Raw genomic sequence first — 1,723 nt, forward strand, 5'->3', positions numbered from 1 at the left:
ACAAGGTCGCGATCACCCGTTTCGACAACCGCATCCGCGTCGGCGGCATGGCGGAGATCGCCGGTTTTGATCTGTCACTGAACCCTCGTCGGCGCGAAACCCTGGAGATGATCGTCAATGACCTTTATCCTCAGGGCGGCAATCTGGCCGAGGCCAGTTTCTGGACCGGCCTGCGTCCGACCACGCCGGACGGTACCCCGATCGTTGGCGCCACCCCGTTCAAGAACCTGTTCCTGAACACCGGTCACGGCACTCTCGGCTGGACCATGGCGTGCGGTTCGGGTCGCTTGCTGGCGGACCTGATGGCCAAGAAAAAGCCACAGATCAGCGCCGAAGGCCTGGATATTTCCCGTTATGGCAACAAAACCCAAGAGACTGCAAAACATGTCAGTCCGGCGCCAGCTCACCAATGACACGATGAGCTCGCGGTTATAGCCGCTGCGCTTCAAGCCAGAGATTCCTCCCCCGGCGCTGGTAACGGTTCACGCCGTCCGCCAGTGCCGGTTCTTCGAAACGACCGACCAGAAGTCTGCCGCCATGCGCCCTGCCCGTGCCCTGATCGACCTCCAAGCCCTGCGTCACAACTACCAGATCGCCCGTGAAATCACCGGCGCCAAAGCCCTTGCGGTGATCAAGGCCGATGCCTACGGCCATGGCGCGGTGCGTTGCGCCCAGGCCCTGGAAGGCGAGGCGGACGGTTTTGCCGTCGCCTGTATCGAAGAGGCCCTGGAACTGCGCGCTGCGGGTATTCGCGTGCCGGTGTTGTTGCTGGAAGGTTTTTTCGAAGCCGATGAGCTGTCGCTGATCGTCGAGCATGATTTCTGGTGCGTGGTGCATTCGCTGTGGCAGCTCGAGGCGATCGAAAAGGCTGCGCTGAACAAGCCGATCATCGTCTGGCTCAAACTCGATTCGGGCATGCACCGGGTGGGCCTGCATCCGAAGGATTATCAAGCAGGCTATCAACGGCTGCTGGCCAGCGGCAATGTCGCGAAAATCGTGCTGATGAGCCACTTCGCCCGTGCCGATGAATTGAACAGCCAGGCCAGTGTCGAGCAGGCGGCGGTATTCGAAGCGGCGCGCCAGGGCTTGTCCGCTGAAATCAGCCTGCGTAACTCGCCGGCTGTGCTGGGCTGGCCGCAGATTCCCAGTGACTGGGTTCGCCCGGGCATCATGCTCTACGGCGCCACGCCTTTTGAGGAGGCCAACACCGTGGCCTCGCGCCTGCAACCGGTGATGACGCTGGAGTCGAAAGTGATCTGCGTGCGTGAACTGCCGGCTGGCGAGCCGATAGGTTACGGGGCGAAATTCATTACTCCAAAACCCATGCGCGTCGGCGTGGTGGCCATGGGGTATGCCGATGGTTACCCGCGCTTGGCGCCAACCGGCACACCGGTGCTGGTGGCTGGGCAGCGCAGCCAGTTGATCGGTCGGGTGTCGATGGACATGTTGTGTGTCGACCTGACCGATATCCCGCAAGCGGGACTGGGCTCGACCGTCGAGTTGTGGGGCAAAAACATCCTGGCCAGCGACGTGGCCATTGCCGCCGGCACGATTCCTTATCAGATCTTCTGCAACCTGCGTCGGGTGCCGATGCTCTATTCCGGGGACTGAAGCGCCGGAAGTCGCTTCGCCGAACAGGATTCAGGTCAAAGTGTTGTAAATACTGAACGCTGTCGCCATGATAACGCTCAATATTCCAACAAACTGAATCCCTGGAGGCTCC

The 1,723-nt window shown here is 61.1% G+C and carries 2 protein-coding genes; both read left to right on the plus strand.

The window, feature by feature from the left end; genetic code table 11:
* The coding region (locus tag D8V06_RS26395; RefSeq protein WP_130932111.1) for an FAD-dependent oxidoreductase at positions 1-413 on the plus strand (413 nt) is incomplete at its 5' end.
* A 124-nt stretch (positions 414-537) separates the two neighbouring features.
* Positions 538-1,611 carry an alanine racemase gene (alr, locus tag D8V06_RS26400; RefSeq protein ID WP_130932112.1) on the plus strand — a complete coding sequence of 358 codons (1,074 nt, stop codon included), beginning with the start codon at positions 538-540 and terminating at the stop codon, positions 1,609-1,611.
* The last annotated feature ends 112 nt before the right edge of the window (positions 1,612-1,723 follow it).

It is taken from the genome of Pseudomonas sp. Sample_24 (assembly GCF_004307605.1).
GTDB lineage: Bacteria > Pseudomonadota > Gammaproteobacteria > Pseudomonadales > Pseudomonadaceae > Aquipseudomonas.

What these genes read in the sequence shown, in the direction of transcription:
- alr (WP_130932112.1), top strand. Translation starts at nt 538, where the DNA reads ATGCGCCCTGCCCGTGCCCTGATCGACCTCCAAGCCCTGCGTCACAAC.